Origin of the sequence: Enterobacter sp. HNDS-6 (assembly GCF_039850505.1) — a bacterium.
Lineage (GTDB): Bacteria > Pseudomonadota > Gammaproteobacteria > Enterobacterales > Enterobacteriaceae > Enterobacter > Enterobacter kobei.
Genome location: NZ_CP156673.1, coordinates 1,665,598 through 1,684,532, shown reverse-complemented (window position 1 = coordinate 1,684,532; position 18,935 = coordinate 1,665,598). Strand labels below are relative to the sequence as shown.

The following is an 18,935-nucleotide window of genomic DNA, read 5'->3' as shown; positions in this document are numbered from 1 at the left end:
GAATTAGATGGTCAACTATATTAAAACGACGTTCCATTATTTAATTTGAGCCAGCACGTGTTCCGGCAAATTTCTGTCATCTTAATTTCATTTTCCCGGTGAATTGAACATAAAGTTCTCAATTGTCGCGCCGATAACCCAGTGACGAGTCCAGAAAGGCCATCCAACAACAGGACATCTGAAATGAAGTCAGAGCAGGTTATCCAGCGGCTGAGCACTACGCCTGAGGCAAGTATTGAGAACTTGCAGGAGCATCGCTACTGGCTGCAATGTGAGCGTGCGTATACCTATCAGCCGATCTACCGAACGGACGGTCGACTGATGGCCATTGAAATTTTGACCGTTGTTACGCACCCGTCAAACCCTTTACAGCGTATCGCGCCAGATCGCTATTTTGCCGAAGTTGCCGTTCGCCAGCGCCTTGACGTGCTGGAAGAGCAGCTTCGTATGCTGGCGACCAAACAGGCCTTTTTCGATCGGCACAATATCCTCGCCTCGGTTAACGTGGATGGCCCTACACTGCTGGCGCTGCGTCAGAATGCAAAGTTGCAGGAACTGATCGCCACTCTGCCGTGGATGCGTTTTGAACTGGTGGAGCACGTCCGGCTGCCGCAGGACTCCTCGTTTGCCTCGATGTGTGAATTTGGCCCGCTGTGGCTGGATGACTTTGGTACGGGCATGGCGAACTTCTCTGCGCTGAGCGAAGTGCGTTATGACTACATTAAAGTGGCCCGCGATCTGTTTATTATGCTGCGTCAAACCCCGGAAGGGCGAAACCTGTTTACGCTGTTATTGCAGCTGATGAACCGCTATTGCAAAGGGGTGATTGTCGAAGGTGTGGAAACGCTGGAAGAGTGGCGCGATGTGCAACACTCACCCGCTGCTGCCGCACAGGGTTATTTCCTCTCTCGTCCGGTTCCTATGGATACCCTCGATACCGTCATAACTCACCTCTGATCCGCCCGTTTCCCCTTGTCTGGACTATAGTTTTACAGGACAGGCCATCAGGAAAGGGGACAAAAATGACAAAGACAACCAGGGTTATCTCCTGGACTACAGGGATTTTCTTGTTGTTGATCGTGGTTATCGTCGTCATTATTGCGACGTTTGACTGGAATCGCCTTAAGCCGACCATCAACCAGAAAGTCTCAGCTGAGCTGAACCGTCCCTTCGCCATCCGCGGCGATTTGGGCGTGGTATGGGAACGTCAGAAACAGGAGGCCGGCTGGCGAAGCTGGATCCCCTGGCCGCACGTCCACGCCGACGACATTATTCTCGGCAACCCGCCGGATATTCCGGACGTCACCATGGTCCATCTGCCACGCGTTGAAGCCACGCTGGCGCCGTTAGCGCTCCTGACCAAAACCGTCTATCTGCCGTGGATTAAACTCCAGCAGCCCGATGCGCGTCTGATCCGCCTTTCTGAAAAGAACAACAACTGGACGTTTAACCTTGCCAGCGACGGCGAAAAAGATCCCAATGCCCGGCCCTCTTCATGGTCATTCCGTCTGGACAATATTCTTTTCGATCGCGGGCGGATCGCCATCGACGATAAGGTCAGCAAGGCGGATGTGGAGATCCTGGTTGATCCGTTGGGTAAACCGCTACCGTTTAGCGAAGTGACGGGCAACCAGGCGAAAGGCGATAACGCCAAAGCGGGAGATTATGTGTTCGGCCTGACGGCCAAAGGGCGCTACAACGGTCAGCCGCTGAGCGGGAAAGGAAAAATGGGCGGCATGCTGGCGCTCAGGAGCGAAGGTACGCCGTTCCCGGTGCAGGCGGATTTCCGTTCAGGGAATACGCGCGTGGCATTCGTGGGCACGGTCAACGACCCGATGAACATGGGGGGCGTGGATCTGCGGCTGAAATTTGCCGGTGATTCGCTGGGGGAACTGTATGAGCTGACCGGTGTGTTGCTGCCCGATACGCCGCCGTTCGAAACGGACGGGCATCTGGTTGCCAAAATCGACACCGAAAAATCGTCTGTCTTTGACTACCGGGATTTTAACGGCCGCATCGGTGACAGTGATATCCACGGCTCGCTAACCTACACCACCGGAAAACCGCGCCCGAAACTGGAAGGGGATGTGGAGTCCCGCCAGCTACGTCTGGCCGATCTGGGCCCGTTGATTGGCGTGGATTCGGGCAAAGGCACGAAGTCGAAAGAGGTCAAAAAGGACGTTCAGCCTGCGGGGAAGGTGCTGCCTTACGATCGCTTCGAAACTGACAAATGGGACGTGATGGATGCCGATGTACACTTCAAAGGGCGTAAAATTGAGCACGGCAGCACGTTACCGCTGAGCGATCTCTCGACGCATGTCATTCTTAAAAACGCCGATCTGCGCCTGCAGCCGCTGAAGTTTGGTATGGCGGGCGGAACGATTTCCTCGAACATTCACCTCGAGGGCGATAAAAAGCCGATGCAGGGGCGCGCCGAAATTCAGGCCCGCAGGCTGAAGCTGAAAGCGTTGATGCCAAACGTGGAGTTGATGCAGAAAACCCTCGGTGAAATGAACGGTGACGCGGACATTCGCGGGGTAGGGAATTCCGTGGCGGCGCTGCTGGGCAGCGGCAATGGTAACCTGAAACTGCTGATGAACGACGGCCTGGTCAGCCGCAACCTGATGGAGATCCTGGGGCTGAACGTGGGCAACTTTATCATCGGGCAAATTTTCGGGGATGACGAGGTGCGGGTGAACTGCGCCGCGGCCAATCTGGATCTGGTTAATGGCGTGGCGCGTCCGCAGATTTTTGCCTTCGACACGGAAAACGCGGTGATTAACGTGACCGGTACCGCCAGCATGGCCTCAGAGCAGCTGGATTTGACGATCGACCCGGAAAGTAAAGGGATCCGTATTATTACCCTGCGCTCGCCGCTTTATGTCCGCGGCACCTTTAAAAATCCGCAGGCAGGCGTGAAGCCCGGGCCGCTGATCGCGCGTGGTGCGGTGGCCGCAGCCCTCGCGACGCTGGTCACCCCAGCCGCCGCGCTGCTGGCATTGATCTCGCCGTCAGAAGGTGAGGCGAACCAGTGTCGGACAATTTTGTCGCAGATGAAGAAGTAAGGTGCGGGATGTTTTTGCCGGGTGGCGCTGCGCTTACCCGGCCAACATTTTGAATCGTAGGCCGGGTAAGGCGTAGCCGCCACCCGGCATGAGCTTACAGTGCCTGATGCTTAGTCTCATGCGTCAGCAGCAGCGCAATCAGCGTCAGCGCCGCCATGGCCGCCAGGTAAACGCCCACGTAGAACAGACCATAATTTGCCTGCAGCCAGGTGGCGATGTATGGCGCAACGGACGCCCCCAGAATGGAAGAGACGTTGTAGGAGAACGACGCACCGGTATAACGCACTTCCGTCGGGAACAGCTCTGGCAGCAGCGCGCCCATTGGGCCGAAGGTGAGCCCCATCAGGCTAAGGCCAATCAGCAGGTAGGCCATCACCAGTGCCGGGCTACCCGAACCCAGTAGCGGCGGGAAGACGAACAGGGCAAACAGAATGATCAGCGTGGTGATCGTAATCATGCTCGTACGACGACCGAATTTATCCGCCAGCAGGCCGGCAATCGGCACCATCACACCAAACCCGATGACCGCCATCATCAACATCCACAGTACTTCGTTACGCGGCAGACCCAGCCCAACCGGCGCGGCGGCGGTACTGTAGGTCATGGAGTAAACCGTCATGATGTAGAACAGCGTATAGGTTGCCAGCATGATGAACGTGCCCAGCACGGTGACGCGGACGTGTTTGGTCAGCAGCGTGCCCAGCGGGACTTTCACCTGTTTTTTCGCCGCGGCCACTTTCGCGAACACCGGCGTCTCATGCAGGGACACGCGGACATACAGGCCAATCAGCACCAGCACGGCAGAGAAGACAAACGGAATACGCCAGCCCCAGTTCATGAACTGTTCATCCGTCAGCAGCCAGGAAAGCAGCAGGAAGGTCCCGTTGGCAAAGAAGAAGCCAATCGGCGCGCCAAGCTGCGGGAATGAACCGTACAGCGCGCGTTTACGCGGCGGGGCATTTTCGGTCGCCAGCAGCGCCGCGCCACCCCATTCACCGCCCAGCCCCAGACCCTGACCAAAACGCGCCAGCGCCAGCAGGACCGGCGCCAGAATGCCAATGGTTTCGTAGGTCGGCAGCAGGCCGATCGCCACGGTGGAGATCCCCATCGTCAGCAGCGAGGCCACCAGGGTGACCTTACGACCAATACGGTCGCCAAAGTGTCCAAACAGCGCAGAGCCAATCGGACGTGCGACAAACGCGATAGCAAAGGTTGCCAGAGACTGCAGCGTCGCCGCCGTCGGGTCTCCCTGCGGGAAGAAAATATGCGGGAAGACGATGACCGCAGCGGTGGCGTAAATGTAAAAGTCGAAGAACTCAATGGCGGTGCCAATCAGCGATGCGACGACAACTTTATTGCGCGAGTTGACCGGGACGTTTTCCGCGCCAGAGTCGAGTGTTGTGGCTGTTGCTTGCATAATATTTTCTTATTTTTTATCGAACGAAAGGCCATATTACGCACAGCAAAAGCGACATTTCAATCTGTAACAAAGTCGCGTTCTGGTGATAAAAGCAACAAAAAGCGGATAATTTTCAGGCCAGCGAAAATGCTTCCATGAAATGCTTCACAGTTTTTAAATATTGGTGGATAAAACTGGTTTTTGGTTAAATAAAAGTTACGGACTGGATTTATATGCTGAAATGATGAGTCGGGCTGAAATTTCAGCCCGAGAGAGGGGTTAGCGGTGTGTTTTTCCCGGCATGCGTGTGTCGCCTTTGTACTCGGCGGTGGCAATCCACGCGGCGCAGAACAGGGTCAGGCGGGCGAAGAAGTAGAAAAAGGCCATCAACCCCAGCACGGAGCCGAACGCCGCGCCCGATGGGGATTTCACCAGCGACGGCAGGGTGTAGGTCATCACGATTTTAATCACTTCAAAGCCTATCGCCGCAATCAGCGTTCCGCGGAGCAGGGCCTTCTTGCGCGGACGATGACGGGGCAAACGCCAGAAAATCCAGAAGAACAGCAGGTAGTTGGCGAAAATGGAAATTGCCAGCCCAATGCCGCGCCAGGCCGGTTTCAGCCATTCGATGTAATCCAGATAGAGTGCAGAGATAATCATCTGCTGTGCGGAGCCCGCCACGGAGGTAATCGAAAGCGTAACGATGAGCGCAATGAGCAGGCCAATCAGCGAAACAAAGTCGCGGAGATACTTAACCCATATTTTCTCCTGATCCTGCGGCTTACGCTCCCACACCTCACGCGACTGGGCGCGAATGGCCTCGCGGAGGTTGCCCATCCAGTTTACCCCGGAGTAAAGGGCGATAAGCAAACCAACGATCCCAACGGTCGTACGTTGCTGAACAGCGGTATTAATCGTGCTTTTTAGCGTGGTGGCGAGGGTCGGGTCACTGACGTTATTCAGGATTTTATTGAAAATATCCTGCAGCAGCGTCGGGTGCGACGCGAGTACAAAACCGGCCGCTGCAAACGACACCATCAAAATGGGGATCATCGACAGGAAGGAGAAATAGGTGATGGCAGCACCAAACTGGTTCCCCATGCGGTCATTAAAGCGCTCGGTTGCACGTATCAAATGCGCAACCATGGGAAACTGCTGAATTCTTTCTGCCAGGCTGGTGACGGTGCCCAGCGTCTTGCTGGCCGCCCCTGGGATTTTAGCCTTTTCTGGCCCGGTTTCCATCTTCTTGATGGGATCATAATCTAAATGTTGGGTGGGTCGTTGCGGGTTATTTTCCGGCGTCACGCGTCTTTTCCTTTTCGTTAGGCTGGATGTTACTGAATTATAGCTTGCGACTAATCCACGTAAGCTTTTGTGAGTTCGGTCAGCCACTCCATGAACAGATGTACCCGACGGGAGAGGTTGCGGCGATGGGGATAAATCAGGGACACGGGCATCGGTTCCGCGCGATATTGCGGGAGGATCTCAATCAGTTTTTTCGCCCGCAGTAAATCACGTACCCCAACACGTGGAACCTGAATGATGCCCAGCCCGGCAAGGCAGGCCGCCTGATAGGTTTCCGTGCTGTTGACGGTTAATACGCCGCCCGTCTTTATCCACTGCGTTGCACTGCCGTTATAAAATTCAAAGCCCTGCGGACGGGTACCCAGCATGGCGGCGTAGTGAATCACAGCGTGTGAGCCCAAATCATCCAGCCTTTCAGGGTAGCCAAAACGCGCCAGATAATCCGGACTGGCACAGCTAATTACCGACAGTTTCCCCAGCGGCCGGGCAATTAACCCTGAATCTTTCAGAGAGCCCACGCGGACCACGCAATCAAACCCTTCGCGGATCACATCCACCAGACGATCGCTGCTGCTGAGTTCCAGTTCAATACCCGGGTACTGCTGCAAAAAAGTTGGCAGTCTGGGGATGACTAAATTTCGAGCAACGCCGACGGGCATATCCACGCGCAGCCTTCCGCTTATGGTGGAGGGATCGTGCTGAAACAGTCCGTCCAGTTCATCAAGGTTTGCCAGCAGATCTTTTGCCCGTTCGTAATAGACCATGCCGTCCTGCGTCAGGCTGACGCGACGCGTGGTCCGGTGCAACAGCTGGGTGCCAAGACGGTTTTCAAGAGCCTGAATTTGCCGCGAAACGCTACCTTTGGGCAGCGTTAAGGTTTCTGCAGCACGGGAAAAACTTTCCAGTTCCGCGACGCGCACAAACAGCTGCATTGCGTGAATTTTATCCATAGATGAAGCTCATTGTTGTTGCTGTTGAAACAGTGAAGCGTTTTAAACCCTCTTTATTGATCTTCTATCACCTAATAAGCTCTTTCTCAATCTCCATAACAGCCAAAACGAGGTTTATGATGACTGAACGTATCGCATTAGTGACGGGTGGTAGCCGTGGTTTGGGTAAAAACGCGGCGTTGAAGCTGGCGGCAGACGGAACGGGAATTGTTCTGACGTACCACAGCAATCAGCAGGACGCGCTGGAGGTTGTTCGCGAAATTCAGGAAAAAGGCGTGAATGCTGCAGCATTACAGCTCAACGTCGGTGATATTGCCAGCTTCGATAAGTTTGCTCAGCGGCTTCAGGAAATCCTTAAGACCGTCTGGCAACGCGACACCTTTGATTATTTATTGAACAATGCCGGGACGGGTTTATATGCACCCTATACCGACACAACGGAAGCCCAGTTTGATGAGGCGATGAATATTCATTTCAAAGGGCCTTTCTTCCTGACACAGCGCCTGCTGCCTCTGCTGAATGACGGAGGCCGGATCCTCAACGTCTCCAGCGGGCTGGCCCGATTTACCCAGCCAGGCTCCGGTACCTATGCAGCGATGAAAGGGGCAATGGAAGTGTTGACCCGCTATCAGGCGAAGGAGCTGGGTGCGCGTGGTATCTCCGTCAATATTATCGCGCCGGGCGCGATAGAAACCGACTTTGGCGGTGGACGCGTTCGCGACAACGCGCAGCTTAATCAGATGCTGGCATCACAGACGGCGCTGGGGCGGGTGGGGTTGCCGGACGATATCGGCGATGCCATCGCGGCGCTGCTCAGCGATAAGCTGGGCTGGATGAATGCGCAACGTATTGAGGTGTCAGGCGGTATGTTCCTTTGAGGCCTGCTGTTAAGGGGAGGGAACCTCTTAAGGAAATCCTTAATGCCGATGTGTCAAAATACGGGCAAATATAAAAACCACTCGCGGATTTGTAACCTCTCCATTCATTGAGTTTTTTCTTAAATACTGCCTCTGTAGAATCCCCCTTCGCTATTCTCAGAGGGAGAAAAACGATGCGAGTAATCATGTTTGACAGGCAGTCGATATTTATTCATGGAGCGATACACGGTCTGCAGGAGTTAATTCCTGAAATAAATATAACGGGCGCTTGTCAGGCGGACGATTTATGGGGGCAAATATCTGCTTCACCGTCTGCTATCGTGATGATTGACGGCAATTTGATCCAGGAAGAGGAGAGTGCTTTCCTGGAAGAGCTTATGGATTCCTTCCCGGCGATACGGGTGATTATGGTTCTGGCAAGAAAAGAGGCCAGATGGGTTGAGCAGCTCATGCAGCGAAACGTGATGGCCATTATCCCCCGTAACGCTAACCCCGAACGGTTTGCCGCCGTGCTGGATTCCGTGTCGAGAGGGATGGTCTGCTTTCCCGGGGAGTGGGTTAGCCAGCAATCATCAGCACAGCCGTTACTCTGTTTAAGCGAGCGTCAGCGCGAGGTACTCAAACTGCTGGCAGCGGGGGAGTCAAATAAAGAGATTGGCCGCAATCTCAACATCAGCGCGGCCACGGTAAAAGCGCATCTGGAAGCACTTTTTCGGCGGCTGGAGGTGAAAAACCGGACTCAGGCGGCCATGTACTATACCCGGGCGATAGCCTGATACAGCGCGTTCAGACGTGAAGGCGTCTCGGCGAAACTGAATATCAATACTACCAATGCATCATGCTGCTGTTGGGTTAATGGGCGTGTTATATTTTCCCGCAGCAGCCTCTCACATAACTGAATATCTTCCTGAAGCAAACATTCTGCCTGGAGCGGAGTAATGCCTCCGTGAAAATTGTCCTCCTCATGGATCGCATGTCCATAGCCGATCACCCATAAACCATTTTCATCACGATATTTCTCCAGTGAAAGCCCCTGATGCTTCTTTATTAAATCAATGGCGGCATAAGAGATATTCAGCGCATGACCTTTCATATTCATTTCCTCGTAATGGCGATACTGTAGAGGAATTGAACAATGAAGAATATCCGCCAAATGGCTGTTGATCAGGCGGTATGGTTAAGATATTCGTGCCGTAATAGGCCCAATAACCAGTCATTTTGCCAGCGTCCAGAAAGGTAATAGCTCTCGCGAAGCTCCCCCTCCAGACGAAAGTGGGCTTTTTCCAGCAGACGTCTGGAGGCGATATTTCCCGCCGTGACGGTGGCGGTGAGCCGACGTAGTCCGCCCTCACGAAAGGCGTAATCGCAAAGCGCCTGCAGGGATTCGAAACCGTAACCTTTCCCCTGCGCCTCGGGTGCAAAAAGAAAGCCCACTTCAGCGCAATCGTCCTCACGATGAATATACCCGGTCACGCCCAGCGGTGCCTGAGAGGTGGCATCACGGACGACGAGACACAGCCAGTGCGTGCTGCCCGGCGTCCAGAGGGGCAGACGAGAATCAAACGCCTCACGAATCGCGGCAACGGGACGGTTTTCCGCCACAAAGCGCATCACGTCAGGATGTTGCTGCAACGCCAGAAAAAAGGGCCAGTCATGCTCCTGCAGAGGCGAGCAGTTCAGGCGTGAAGTCATTAAAACCGGCATTAAGATTCTCCTGAAACATTTTTAATGATTTTAGGGTTGTCACTTTATTTCAACAGAAAGTCAGGTATGGTTAAGCATGTATAAATAAAAGAAAAATGGCCATAAGTGCCCATTCCTGATGTCTTCGTTGTCGCTTAAGGAAAACAATGACTCTCAGCACATCACATCATATTCGCGAACAGTTTGAACACTGTCTGGCGGTCATTCGCCAGGCGTCGGTTGAAATTTTGCTTCTCCTGAATGTACATGTTTCTGAGGGAAAAGATCCACGCTGGCTCCTGGAACAACTGGATAGCGCACGTTTAGCGCTCGGGGGATGGGCAGCCGTTGCGAAGACGCTCAATCTGAATGATGCCGAGATGTCGGAATTTACGCTGCAGCTGCGCCTGCTGCAGCAGCGCGTTCCACAGTATGAAAGCGGGCAGGATGTCAGCGAAAACCAGCTGATTGCGGCGATGCGCTTTGTGACCACGCTGGAACATCTTCGTTTGCAGCAACCGTTGCTGACTTACAGCACGGAGCTGGCAACGGGTAGCGAACTGCAGCAACAGCAGGCGCACAAGCAGGTTCGCGCCATTGAGCTGATGATTAAAGGACTTATTCAGCAGGCCTGGCCCGATCAGGTGCGGCTCAATAATCATCTTAAGACCTTATTTAATGCCGACCGGGTAAGACGCTGGCTGAAGCTCGGGGAGATCAACGATATCCTGAGTGGGATGATGTTCAGTGAACTGGCGCAGATGCTGGTGGATAAAAAAGAGTTCAGCCGGTATTACGCCTCGCTGTTTAACGATCCTGCCATGCTGACGCTCCTGGTAGAACCGCGTAAAACGCTGCAAACCTTCCTTGATGATATTCGGCAAATTCGCAACAACATCACGGTTCAGAAAACGTTAAGTTCGGCGCAAATTCAGCTGCTGGATAACTACTACATGCAGATATCCCGACCGGTTCAACGTGCATTCGAAGAGGGGAGAACGCGCGTCAACCCGGCCGGATTGATGGCGGTGGACGCCAGTGAACTGCACACTTTCTGGGAAAAGGCGCAGAAAATGGATCGTGTTACCGGTGGCGATCTGTTTGAGGTTCGTGACACGATTGAAAAGCCGACCCAGCGCGCGCCGCGCACGCCCGAACAGCGTGAGCAGCTTATCTCCGGTGCGTTATGGGGCGCGGTTGGCGTGATGGTAATCGCCATCCTGGTGGGCGGCTTCTGGCTGGTGACCAGCAGCAAACCGCAGCCATCGGCCGAACACACTGCGCAAGCGGCTCCGCCGAAGGATATGCGCGAAACCCCTTCTGCGCGCGAGACGCTGACCCGCATGGGGGTGACCTGGGACGACAATAATTTCCGTTCAGCGATTAACCGCAACGATACCCGTGTCGCGCAGCTCTTTTTGCAGGGCGGGATGGACTGGAAGCTGTCATGGACCGAAGAGGCGATGTCGGCAGGCCATGACGACGTGCTGGAACTCATGCTGCGCTACCGACGGAACATGACGGAAGAGAAGCCATGCCGTCGCTTTATCAACACGCTCAGCCACGCGATGTCGAACGGTGAATCCCTGACCTCAGTGCGTAAAGCGTATCTCAAAGCGTTCTGCACCGTGCCCGCCGTGGTGAAGCGCCAGCAGCACGATCTGGATATGGCTACGCGGCGTGCGCAGTCGCAACCGGATGCCACCACGAAAAAATGGCAGTCCATTCAGACTGCCATTTATGAGGTTATCCGCTGATCCCTTTACCCTCTCCCTGTTGTGGGAGAGGGCACCAGACCGCACCCCACTCAAGGCTCCCCATACAACCCTATCAGCCGTCGCACTACGCCGTTGGTCCAGCCGAAGCCGTCCTGAAGGGGATACTCACCCCCGCCCCCCTCGCGTGGCGTACTGCTGGCGATATGATACTTCTCAATCAGCTTGTGGTGGGTCTTATAAAAATGATTCACCGTCTGCAGCCAGCTCCAGGCGATCTCATCGCCCAGTGAGTCATTGCCATACTGCTTGAACCCCTGAATGGCCATCCACTGCAGCGGGGCCCAGCCGTTGGGTTTATCCCACTGCTCGCCGGTTTCATACTCGGTTGCCAGAATCCCGCCCGGCGTCAGCAGTCGCGTTTTCACCGCATCCGACAGTCGATCGGCCTGTTCATGCGTGGCCATACCGACGTACAGCGGCACAATGCTCGCGGCAGAGAACAGCGCCATCACTTCGCGGCGCCAGTCATAGTCGCGATAGCAGCCGCTTTCTTCATCCCAGAGGTAGCGGTTAATCGCGGCGCGGCGATCGCTGGCCTTCTGATGGAACAGTTCAGCGGTCTCTTTATCCCCTTTCGACGCCGAGATATTGGCGATAGTACTCTCCAGCTTGAACAGGAAGGCATTCAAATCGATAGGGATAAACTGCGTGGTGCGAATGCTGGCCAGTCGGCCAGGCTCACGCAGCCAGCGGGAGGAGTAATCCCAGCCTGAGGCTGCACCCGCGCGCAAGTCCCGATACACTTCGTTTGGCGGACGTCCGGAGTGACGGGCCGTTTCTACGTCCTCAATCCACGATTCGTCCCGGGGCGTATCGCGGTCGTCCCAGTAGCGGTTGAGCAATGATCCATCCGGCATACGGACCGCGCTGCGATAGGCCTGATTAAGCAGCAGCGACTCTGCACCGTCCATCCAGAAGGCGTGCTCCATCTTGAGGTGCTCAAGGTAACGCTTCGCGCCGCGTACCCCGTCCTCTTCAAACAACTCGACCATCAGGGCAAAGACCGGCGGCTGAGAGCGGCTGAGGTAATAGGTACGGTTACCGTTTGGGATATGCCCGTAGCGTTCGATCAGCCACGCGAAGTTATCCGCCATACACTTCAGCAGGTCGTTACGTCCGCTCTCCGCCAGCCCCAGCATGGAGAAATAGGAGTCCCAGTAATAGGTCTCACTGAATCGCCCGCCGGGCACAATATAGGCCTGCGGTAACACCAGCAGAGAGGACCAGGGGATATGGTCCTGCGGTTCGCGCGTCAGCACCGGCCACAGGCTGTCAATGTGCTCTTTTAGCGACAGACCGGGGTCAGAAACATATTCCGTGCCGTAGGTGGCCGGTAGCCAGAAGTGGTTCTCTACAAACTGGCGCAGGTCGAAATCCCGGTGACGTTTCACTTTACGATAGCGGATCAGGATATCCAGCGGGTCCATCTTCGGCGCGCAGTCAGGGAAGGTTTTGCTGTCCGCGAACAGGCGTGTTGACTGAACATGCTCGAACAGTTCCAGATAGCGATCGGCGGGCGTCAGGGCATCGGAGGCGGGTAGCCCCTCGATCATTTCGGGTTCCGGCTCCGCCTCAATCATTTCATCCAGTTTCAACTCGCAGGGATCGGTCTCGTAGCGCAGCTCTTCTGCGATCTCGAATTCGATATTCTCGGTAGCCTGTAGTTTCTGGTTGAACATGGTGATAGGGACCTCCGGTTGTGTGTACTTAAAGACAGTTTTTTTCCGGGCGTCTTATAAGCGTAGACATTCGCTTCGGTAGATGGGGAGGGAAATGTGCGGTAGATCACTATTTTCGGAGCATTCGTTTTGCAACGATTTATGAATGTGAATAAAAAAAGCCCCTCCGGGGAGGGGCTTCTGCCTTAACGCATGGTAACAAATTCTTCCGCGGCGGTCGGATGGATTGCCACGGTGTTGTCGAAGTCTTTCTTGGTCGCGCCCATTTTCAGCGCCACGGCGAAGCCCTGCAGGATCTCATCCATGCCGAAGCCAATGCCGTGGATACCCACAATCTTCTCGTCCGGACCGACGCAGACCAGCTTCATGCGGCACGGCTGACGGTGAGAGGTGACGGCGGTATACATCGCGGTGAACGCGGATTTATACACTTTCACCTGGTCGTCGCCATACTGCTCGCGCGCCTGCGGCTCGGTTAAGCCAACGGTGCCGATGGGCGGATGGCTGAAGACCACGGTCGGGATGTTGGTGTAATCGAGATGCTCGTCAGGCTTGTTATTAAACAGACGTTCGGAGAGACGACGTCCCGCCGCAACGGCCACCGGGGTCAGCTCTACGGCACCGGTGTTATCGCCGACTGCGTAAATGCCCGGTACGCTGGTGTTCTGGAACTTATCGACGACGATATAGCCTTTTTCGTCGGTTTTCACGCCGGTCACGGCCAGGTTAAAGTTGTCATTTGCCGGTTCACGACCAATCGCCCAGATCAGGCAGTCGACGGTCTGGCTGCGGCCATCTTCCAGCTCCAGCGTCAGGCTGCCGTCCGCATTTTTCACTACCGCTTTCGGCACCGCGTGGGTGTGGAGTGTTGGGCCTTCAGCGTTCATGACTTCAACCAGCGTCTCGACAATCAGCGGGTCAAAGCTGCGCAGCGGCGCGTGTTTACGCACAAACAGATGCGCTTCCGCGCCCAGGCCGTTGATTACGCCCGCCAGCTCTACCGCAATGTAACCCGCGCCAACCACGGCAACGCGCTTAGGCAGGGCAGGCAGTTCAAAGAAACCGTCTGAGTCGATGCCGTATTCCACGCCCGGAATGTCCGGGTGGCTCGGACGACCGCCGGTGGCGATCAGGATATGATCGGCGGTGATCGTCTCACCGTTCACTTCGATCGTTTTCGCATCCACAAAGCGGGCAAAGCCGTGGATCACATCGACATTGTTCTTACCCAGCACGTTGTCGTAGGAGGTGTGAATACGGTCGATGTAGGCGGTACGGCTGGCGATCAGCTTGTCCCAGTCAAAGTGATTGAGGGTGGTGTCAAAGCCGTAATCCGGGCCGTACATATGGATCGCTTCGCGGATTTGCGCCGCGTGCCACATCACCTTCTTCGGTACACAACCCACGTTCACGCAGGTGCCGCCCAGCGCTTTAGCTTCGATCAGCGCACATTTCTGGCCATACATGGCCGCGCGGTTGATGGAGGCGATGCCGCCGCTGCCGCCGCCGATTGCGATGTAGTCATAATGCTTAGTCATAGCTTTTATCCTTAATCGTGAATTGCCGCGATTGTATACCTGAAATCAATAGTTTCCACCGATGGCTGCGATTACTCCGGCACGATCCAACTGACGGTGGCGTGGCCTGTACCCGCTGGCACCAGCGTTTTGTGCAGCCACGGCAGTACGTTGTTCATCTGCGCTTCGAGCTTCCACGGCGGGTTAATCACAATCATGCCGGAGGCGGTCATGCCGCGCTGGTCGCTGTCCGGGCGCACGGCCAGCTCAATCTGGAGGATTTTGCGGATCCCGGTCGCTTCCAGATCTTTGATCATGCGTTTGATTTGCGCGCGCAGCACCACCGGGTACCACAGGGCGTAAGTGCCGGTGGCAAAACGTTTGTAGCCTTCGTGGATGCCGGTCACCACCGCCTGATAGTCGGTTTTGATTTCGTACGGCGGATCGATCAGCACCAGGCCGCGGCGGGAAACGGGCGGCAGTTTGGCTTTCAGCTGCTGGTAGCCGTCGGCTTTCTCCACGCGGGCGCGGTTATCTTTCTGAAACTCAGAGCGCAACAGCGGGAAATCGCTCGGATGCAGTTCGGTCAGCTGAATGCTGTCCTGCTCGCGCAGCAGCTGGCGGGCAATCAGCGGTGAGCCTGGGTAGTAGCGCAGCTGGCCGTTGCGGTTGAAGTGGTTCACCACGCCGATGTACGGTTCCAGTTCGGCTGGCAGGTCGTCCTGCTGCCAGATGCGGGCGATCCCTTCCAGATATTCACCGGTACGCTCGGCATGCTCGCCGCTTAGCTGATAACGGCCCGCGCCCGCGTGGGTGTCCAGATAGAGAAACGGCTTCTCTTTCTCTTTGAGCGATTCAATGATCAGGCTCTGAACGGTGTGTTTGAGGACGTCGGCATGGTTGCCAGCGTGGAAGCTGTGGCGATAACTGAGCATGGGTAATGATTTTCCGCTGAATTGACGATTTGCCACAGTTTACAGCAGAACGGCACAGATTACCCGCAGGCCCGGTAAGCGCAGCGCCACCGGGCGCTTTTCCACGACGTCCGGCATTGAAATCCTCTACACTTAACCCCATTAATTAATGATATGCACAGCGCCGGATGCGCGCTTCATTCACCTATTTCAACAGGACAGCGTTTATGACCAATCCATTACTGACGCCTTTTTCGTTGCCGCCGTTTTCTAAAATCCTCCCTGAGCATGTGGTTCCAGCCGTTACGCAATCGCTGGACAACTGCCGCGCGGCGGTAGAAAGCGTGGTGGCGCAGGGCGCACCGTACACCTGGGAAAATCTGTGTCAGCCGCTGGCCGAAGTGGACGACGTGCTGGGGCGTATCTTTTCCCCGGTAAGCCACCTGAACTCGGTGAAAAACAGCCCGGAACTGCGCGAGGCCTATGAACAGACCCTGCCGCTGCTCTCGGAGTACAGCACCTGGGTCGGCCAACACGAAGGGCTGTACAAAGCGTATCGCGATCTGCGTGACGGCGACCATTACGCCGAGCTAAACACGGCGCAGAAAAAATCGGTCGATAACGCCCTGCGTGATTTCGAGCTGTCCGGGATTGGTCTGCCAAAAGAGAAGCAGGTTCGCTACGGTGAAATCGCCGCGCGCCTGTCCGAGCTGGGCAACCAGTACAGCAACAACGTCCTCGACGCCACCATGGGCTGGACGAAGCTGATTACCGATGAATCCGAGCTGGCCGGGATGCCGGAAAGCGCGCTGGCAGCAGCGAAAGCGCAGGCCGAAGCGAAAGAGCAGGAAGGCTATCTGTTAACGCTGGATATCCCTAGCTACCTGCCGGTAATGACCTACTGCGACAACCAGGCACTGCGTGAAGAGATGTACCGCGCCTACAGCACGCGCGCCTCCGATCAGGGGCCGAATGCCGGTAAGTGGGACAACAGCCCGGTGATGGCGGAAATCCTCGCCCTGCGTCACGAGCTGGCACAGCTGCTGGGCTTCGAAAACTACGCCGACAAATCCCTCGCCACCAAAATGGCGGAGAACCCACAGCAGGTGCTCGACTTCCTGACCGATCTGGCAAAACGCGCCCGTCCTCAGGGTGAGAAAGAGCTGGCTCAGCTGCGTGCTTTTGCGAAAGCGGAGTTCGGCGTGGACGAGCTGCAGCCGTGGGATATTGCGTACTACAGCGAAAAACAGAAGCAGCATCTTTACAGCATCAGCGACGAGCAGCTGCGCCCGTACTTCCCGGAAAATAAAGCCGTTAACGGCCTGTTCGAAGTGGTGAAGCGCATCTACGGCATCACAGCCAAAGAGCGAACCGATATCGACGTCTGGCATCCGGACGTGCGCTTCTTCGAATTGTATGACGACAAGAATGAGCTGCGCGGCAGCTTCTACCTTGATCTCTACGCGCGTGAGAATAAGCGTGGCGGAGCGTGGATGGATGACTGCGTCGGCCAGATGCGTAAAGCCGACGGTTCTCTGCAAAAGCCGGTCGCTTACCTGACCTGTAACTTTAACCGTCCGGTGAATGGCAAACCTGCGCTGTTCACTCACGACGAAGTGATCACCCTGTTCCACGAGTTCGGTCACGGTCTGCATCACATGCTGACCCGCATCGAAACCGCAGGCGTGGCTGGCATCAGCGGGGTACCGTGGGATGCGGTCGAGCTGCCAAGCCAGTTTATGGAAAACTGGTGCTGGGAGCCGGACGCGCTGGCGTTTATCTCTGGTCACTATGAGACCGGCGAACCGCTGCCAAAAGAGCTGCTGGATAAAATGCTGGCGGCCAAAAACTATCAGGCAGCGATGTTCATTCTGCGTCAGCTGGAGTTCGGCCTGTTTGATTTCCGTCTGCACGCCGAGTTTAGCCCGGAACAAGGGGCGAAAATCCTCGAAACGCTGGCCGAGATTAAAAAGCAGGTTGCTGTGATCCCTGGGCCAACCTGGGGCCGCTTCCCGCATGCGTTCAGTCACATCTTCGCAGGCGGCTATGCGGCAGGTTACTACAGCTACCTGTGGGCCGACGTGCTGGCAGCGGATGCTTTCTCCCGCTTCGAAGAAGAGGGGATCTTCAACCGTGAAACCGGCCAGTCGTTCCTCGATAACATCCTGACCCGCGGCGGTTCTGAGGAGCCAATGGTACTGTTCAAACGCTTCCGTGGCCGTGAGCCGCAGCTGGATGCGATGCTTGAGCATTACGGGATCAAAGGCTGATAGTTCGTGAAAATCTGCTTAGTGGATGAAACAGGCGCCGGAGACGGCGCCTTATCTGTTCTGGCGGCCCGCTGGGGGCTGGAGCACGATGAAGATAACCTGATGGCGCTGGTGATGACACCGGAGCATCTTGAATTACGTAAGCGCGACGAACCGAAACTCGGCGGGATTTTTGTCGATTTTGTCGGCGGTGCGATGGCGCACCGGCGCAAGTTCGGCGGCGGTCGCGGCGAGGCGGTGGCCAAAGCGGTGGGGGTTAAAGGGAACTATCTTCCGGACGTGGTCGATGCCACGGCGGGGCTGGGTCGCGATGCGTTTGTGCTGGCGTCTGTTGGCTGTCGTGTGCGAATGCTGGAGCGTAACCCGGTGGTCGCCGCATTGCTCGACGACGGGCTGACGCGTGGCTACGCGGACCCGGAAATCGGCCCGTGGCTGCAGGAGCGGTTGCAGTTGATCCACGCCTCCAGCCTGACGGCGCTCACTGATATCACCCCGCGCCCGCAGGTAGTCTATCTCGACCCGATGTTCCCGCATAAGCAGAAAAGCGCGCTGGTGAAGAAAGAGATGCGGGTGTTTCAGTCGCTGGTGGGGCCGGATTTAGATGCAGATGGTCTGCTGGAGCCTGCCAGACAGCTCGCGACGAAGCGGGTGGTGGTGAAGCGCCCTGACTACGCGCCGCCGCTGGCGGACGTGGCCACGACTAACGCGGTGACCACGAAAGGGCACCGGTTTGATATCTATTCAGGTACACCGGAATAAAAAAAGCCGGGTGGCGGCTTCGCCTTACCCGGCCTACATCCTCGATCTATTCCTTCTCCCTTTGGGAGAGGGTTAGGGTGAGGAGAATTTAACGCACTTACTCGTCTTCTTCGTCACGCAGTGGAACAATCAGCATATCCACGTGAACGGTGTTGATCAGCTGGCGCGCGGACGACATCAGCTTGCTCCAGAAGTCCTGGTGGTGACCGCATACGACCAGGTCCATGTCATATTTCTTAATCGCATCAACCAATACCTGACCCAGGTCGCCGCTGCCGCTCAGGGTCTCGGTAATCGGGTAGCCCGCGTTGGTGGACAGTTCGCTCAGGGCGTGATGCGTCTCTTCGGAGATGCGCTTCTGCATATCGCCGAGATTCACGTCGATCAGACCGGTATAGAGGTCGGAGTAATTCACATCAACGTGAATCAGGGAAACTTTCGCGTTGTAGGGGCGTGCCATGGATACCGCTTTATCAACCAGCACTTTGCTCTCCGGAGAGAGGTCTACCGCGATGAGAATGTGTTTGTAAGCCATAGTGTTACTCCTTCCTTAAGTTATCGATGACTAAATGAGAATGCCGTCGTCTGATACTTTCATTACGGCCCAGTTAAACATATTTTTCAAGCTTTGGTGTTGATAACGATTAACCTTGTGGCAAAAAAATTAACGGATCTCCTACACTATTTAATGAGCCGTTCGGATATTAAAACGCGAACCGGATCGACTTTTGGTCATTC

The 18,935-nt window shown here is 55.6% G+C and carries 16 protein-coding genes; 7 read left to right on the top strand and 9 right to left on the bottom strand.

The genetic code is table 11. The features are described from left to right. Positions 1–183: 183 nt before the first annotated feature. Both pdeH and ABFI50_RS07910 read left to right on the top strand, forming a co-directional pair. Positions 184–957, top strand: a complete 774-nt coding sequence (pdeH, locus tag ABFI50_RS07915; RefSeq protein ID WP_282377193.1) for a cyclic-guanylate-specific phosphodiesterase — start codon at positions 184–186, stop codon at positions 955–957. Between the two features lie 65 nt (positions 958–1,022). Then, positions 1,023–3,065, top strand: coding sequence for an AsmA family protein (locus tag ABFI50_RS07910; RefSeq protein ID WP_347485799.1), 2,043 nt, complete (start codon positions 1,023–1,025; stop codon positions 3,063–3,065). A gap of 94 nt (positions 3,066–3,159) precedes the next feature. On the opposite strand, the gene ABFI50_RS07905 is transcribed toward ABFI50_RS07910, so the two are convergent. The 3 genes from ABFI50_RS07905 to ABFI50_RS07895 form a co-directional block, all read right to left on the bottom strand. After that, on the bottom strand, positions 3,160–4,482 hold the full coding sequence (locus ABFI50_RS07905) for an MFS transporter (protein WP_045135441.1): 1,323 nt from the start codon (positions 4,480–4,482) through the stop codon (positions 3,160–3,162). A 261-nt stretch (positions 4,483–4,743) separates the two neighbouring features. Further along, positions 4,744–5,769 (bottom strand): inner membrane protein YhjD, encoded by a 1,026-nt coding sequence (yhjD, locus tag ABFI50_RS07900; protein ID WP_063434235.1) that lies wholly within the window; start codon positions 5,767–5,769, stop codon positions 4,744–4,746. A 50-nt stretch (positions 5,770–5,819) separates the two neighbouring features. Next, positions 5,820–6,719: a LysR family transcriptional regulator gene (locus tag ABFI50_RS07895; protein WP_063434234.1), complete on the bottom strand. Its 900-nt coding sequence runs from the start codon at positions 6,717–6,719 to the stop codon at positions 5,820–5,822. A 119-nt stretch (positions 6,720–6,838) separates the two neighbouring features. On the opposite strand from ABFI50_RS07895, the gene ABFI50_RS07890 reads away from it, so the two are divergent. Both ABFI50_RS07890 and ABFI50_RS07885 read left to right on the top strand, forming a co-directional pair. Then, the gene (locus ABFI50_RS07890; RefSeq protein WP_057057852.1) at positions 6,839–7,597 is read left to right on the top strand and encodes an SDR family oxidoreductase; all 759 of its coding nucleotides are present in this window, start codon (positions 6,839–6,841) and stop codon (positions 7,595–7,597) included. Positions 7,598–7,770: 173 nt separating this feature from the next. Then, entirely contained in the window at positions 7,771–8,373 is a 603-nt protein-coding gene (locus ABFI50_RS07885; protein WP_014885589.1) for a response regulator transcription factor, read from the top strand. Here ABFI50_RS07885 and ABFI50_RS07880 read toward each other — a convergent pair. Continuing rightward, complete coding sequence (locus ABFI50_RS07880) at positions 8,352–8,690, bottom strand: lysozyme (protein ID WP_014885588.1); 339 nt, start codon at positions 8,688–8,690, stop codon at positions 8,352–8,354. The genes ABFI50_RS07885 and ABFI50_RS07880 overlap by 22 nt on opposite strands. A 71-nt stretch (positions 8,691–8,761) precedes the next feature. After that, entirely contained in the window at positions 8,762–9,301 is a 540-nt protein-coding gene (locus tag ABFI50_RS07875) for a GNAT family protein (protein ID WP_201404873.1), read from the bottom strand. A gap of 146 nt (positions 9,302–9,447) precedes the next feature. On the opposite strand from ABFI50_RS07875, the gene ABFI50_RS07870 reads away from it, so the two are divergent. Next, positions 9,448–11,037: an STY4199 family HEPN domain-containing protein gene (locus ABFI50_RS07870; protein WP_096218275.1), complete on the top strand. Its 1,590-nt coding sequence runs from the start codon at positions 9,448–9,450 to the stop codon at positions 11,035–11,037. Positions 11,038–11,087: 50 nt separating this feature from the next. Here ABFI50_RS07870 and ABFI50_RS07865 read toward each other — a convergent pair whose 3' ends face one another. From ABFI50_RS07865 to ABFI50_RS07855, 3 genes are all read right to left on the bottom strand, one after another. Next, on the bottom strand, positions 11,088–12,737 hold the full coding sequence (locus ABFI50_RS07865) for an alpha,alpha-trehalase (RefSeq protein WP_014885585.1): 1,650 nt from the start codon (positions 12,735–12,737) through the stop codon (positions 11,088–11,090). Between the two features lie 185 nt (positions 12,738–12,922). Beyond that, positions 12,923–14,275 (bottom strand): glutathione-disulfide reductase, encoded by a 1,353-nt coding sequence (gene gorA, locus ABFI50_RS07860; protein WP_023331526.1) that lies wholly within the window; start codon positions 14,273–14,275, stop codon positions 12,923–12,925. Between the two features lie 71 nt (positions 14,276–14,346). Further along, positions 14,347–15,189 (bottom strand): 23S rRNA (adenine(2030)-N(6))-methyltransferase RlmJ, encoded by an 843-nt coding sequence (locus ABFI50_RS07855; RefSeq protein WP_014885583.1) that lies wholly within the window; start codon positions 15,187–15,189, stop codon positions 14,347–14,349. A 206-nt stretch (positions 15,190–15,395) separates the two neighbouring features. Between ABFI50_RS07855 and prlC the strand changes: the two genes are divergently transcribed. Together prlC and rsmJ are read left to right on the top strand one after the other, a co-directional pair. After that, positions 15,396–17,438, top strand: a complete 2,043-nt coding sequence (gene prlC / locus ABFI50_RS07850; protein WP_023331525.1) for an oligopeptidase A — start codon at positions 15,396–15,398, stop codon at positions 17,436–17,438. Between the two features lie 6 nt (positions 17,439–17,444). Then, on the top strand, positions 17,445–18,197 hold the full coding sequence (gene rsmJ / locus ABFI50_RS07845) for a 16S rRNA (guanine(1516)-N(2))-methyltransferase RsmJ (RefSeq protein ID WP_014885581.1): 753 nt from the start codon (positions 17,445–17,447) through the stop codon (positions 18,195–18,197). Positions 18,198–18,294: 97 nt separating this feature from the next. Here rsmJ and uspA read toward each other — a convergent pair whose 3' ends face one another. After that, positions 18,295–18,732, bottom strand: coding sequence for a universal stress protein UspA (gene uspA / locus ABFI50_RS07840; protein WP_003861223.1), 438 nt, complete (start codon positions 18,730–18,732; stop codon positions 18,295–18,297). Positions 18,733–18,935 lie beyond the last annotated feature (203 nt).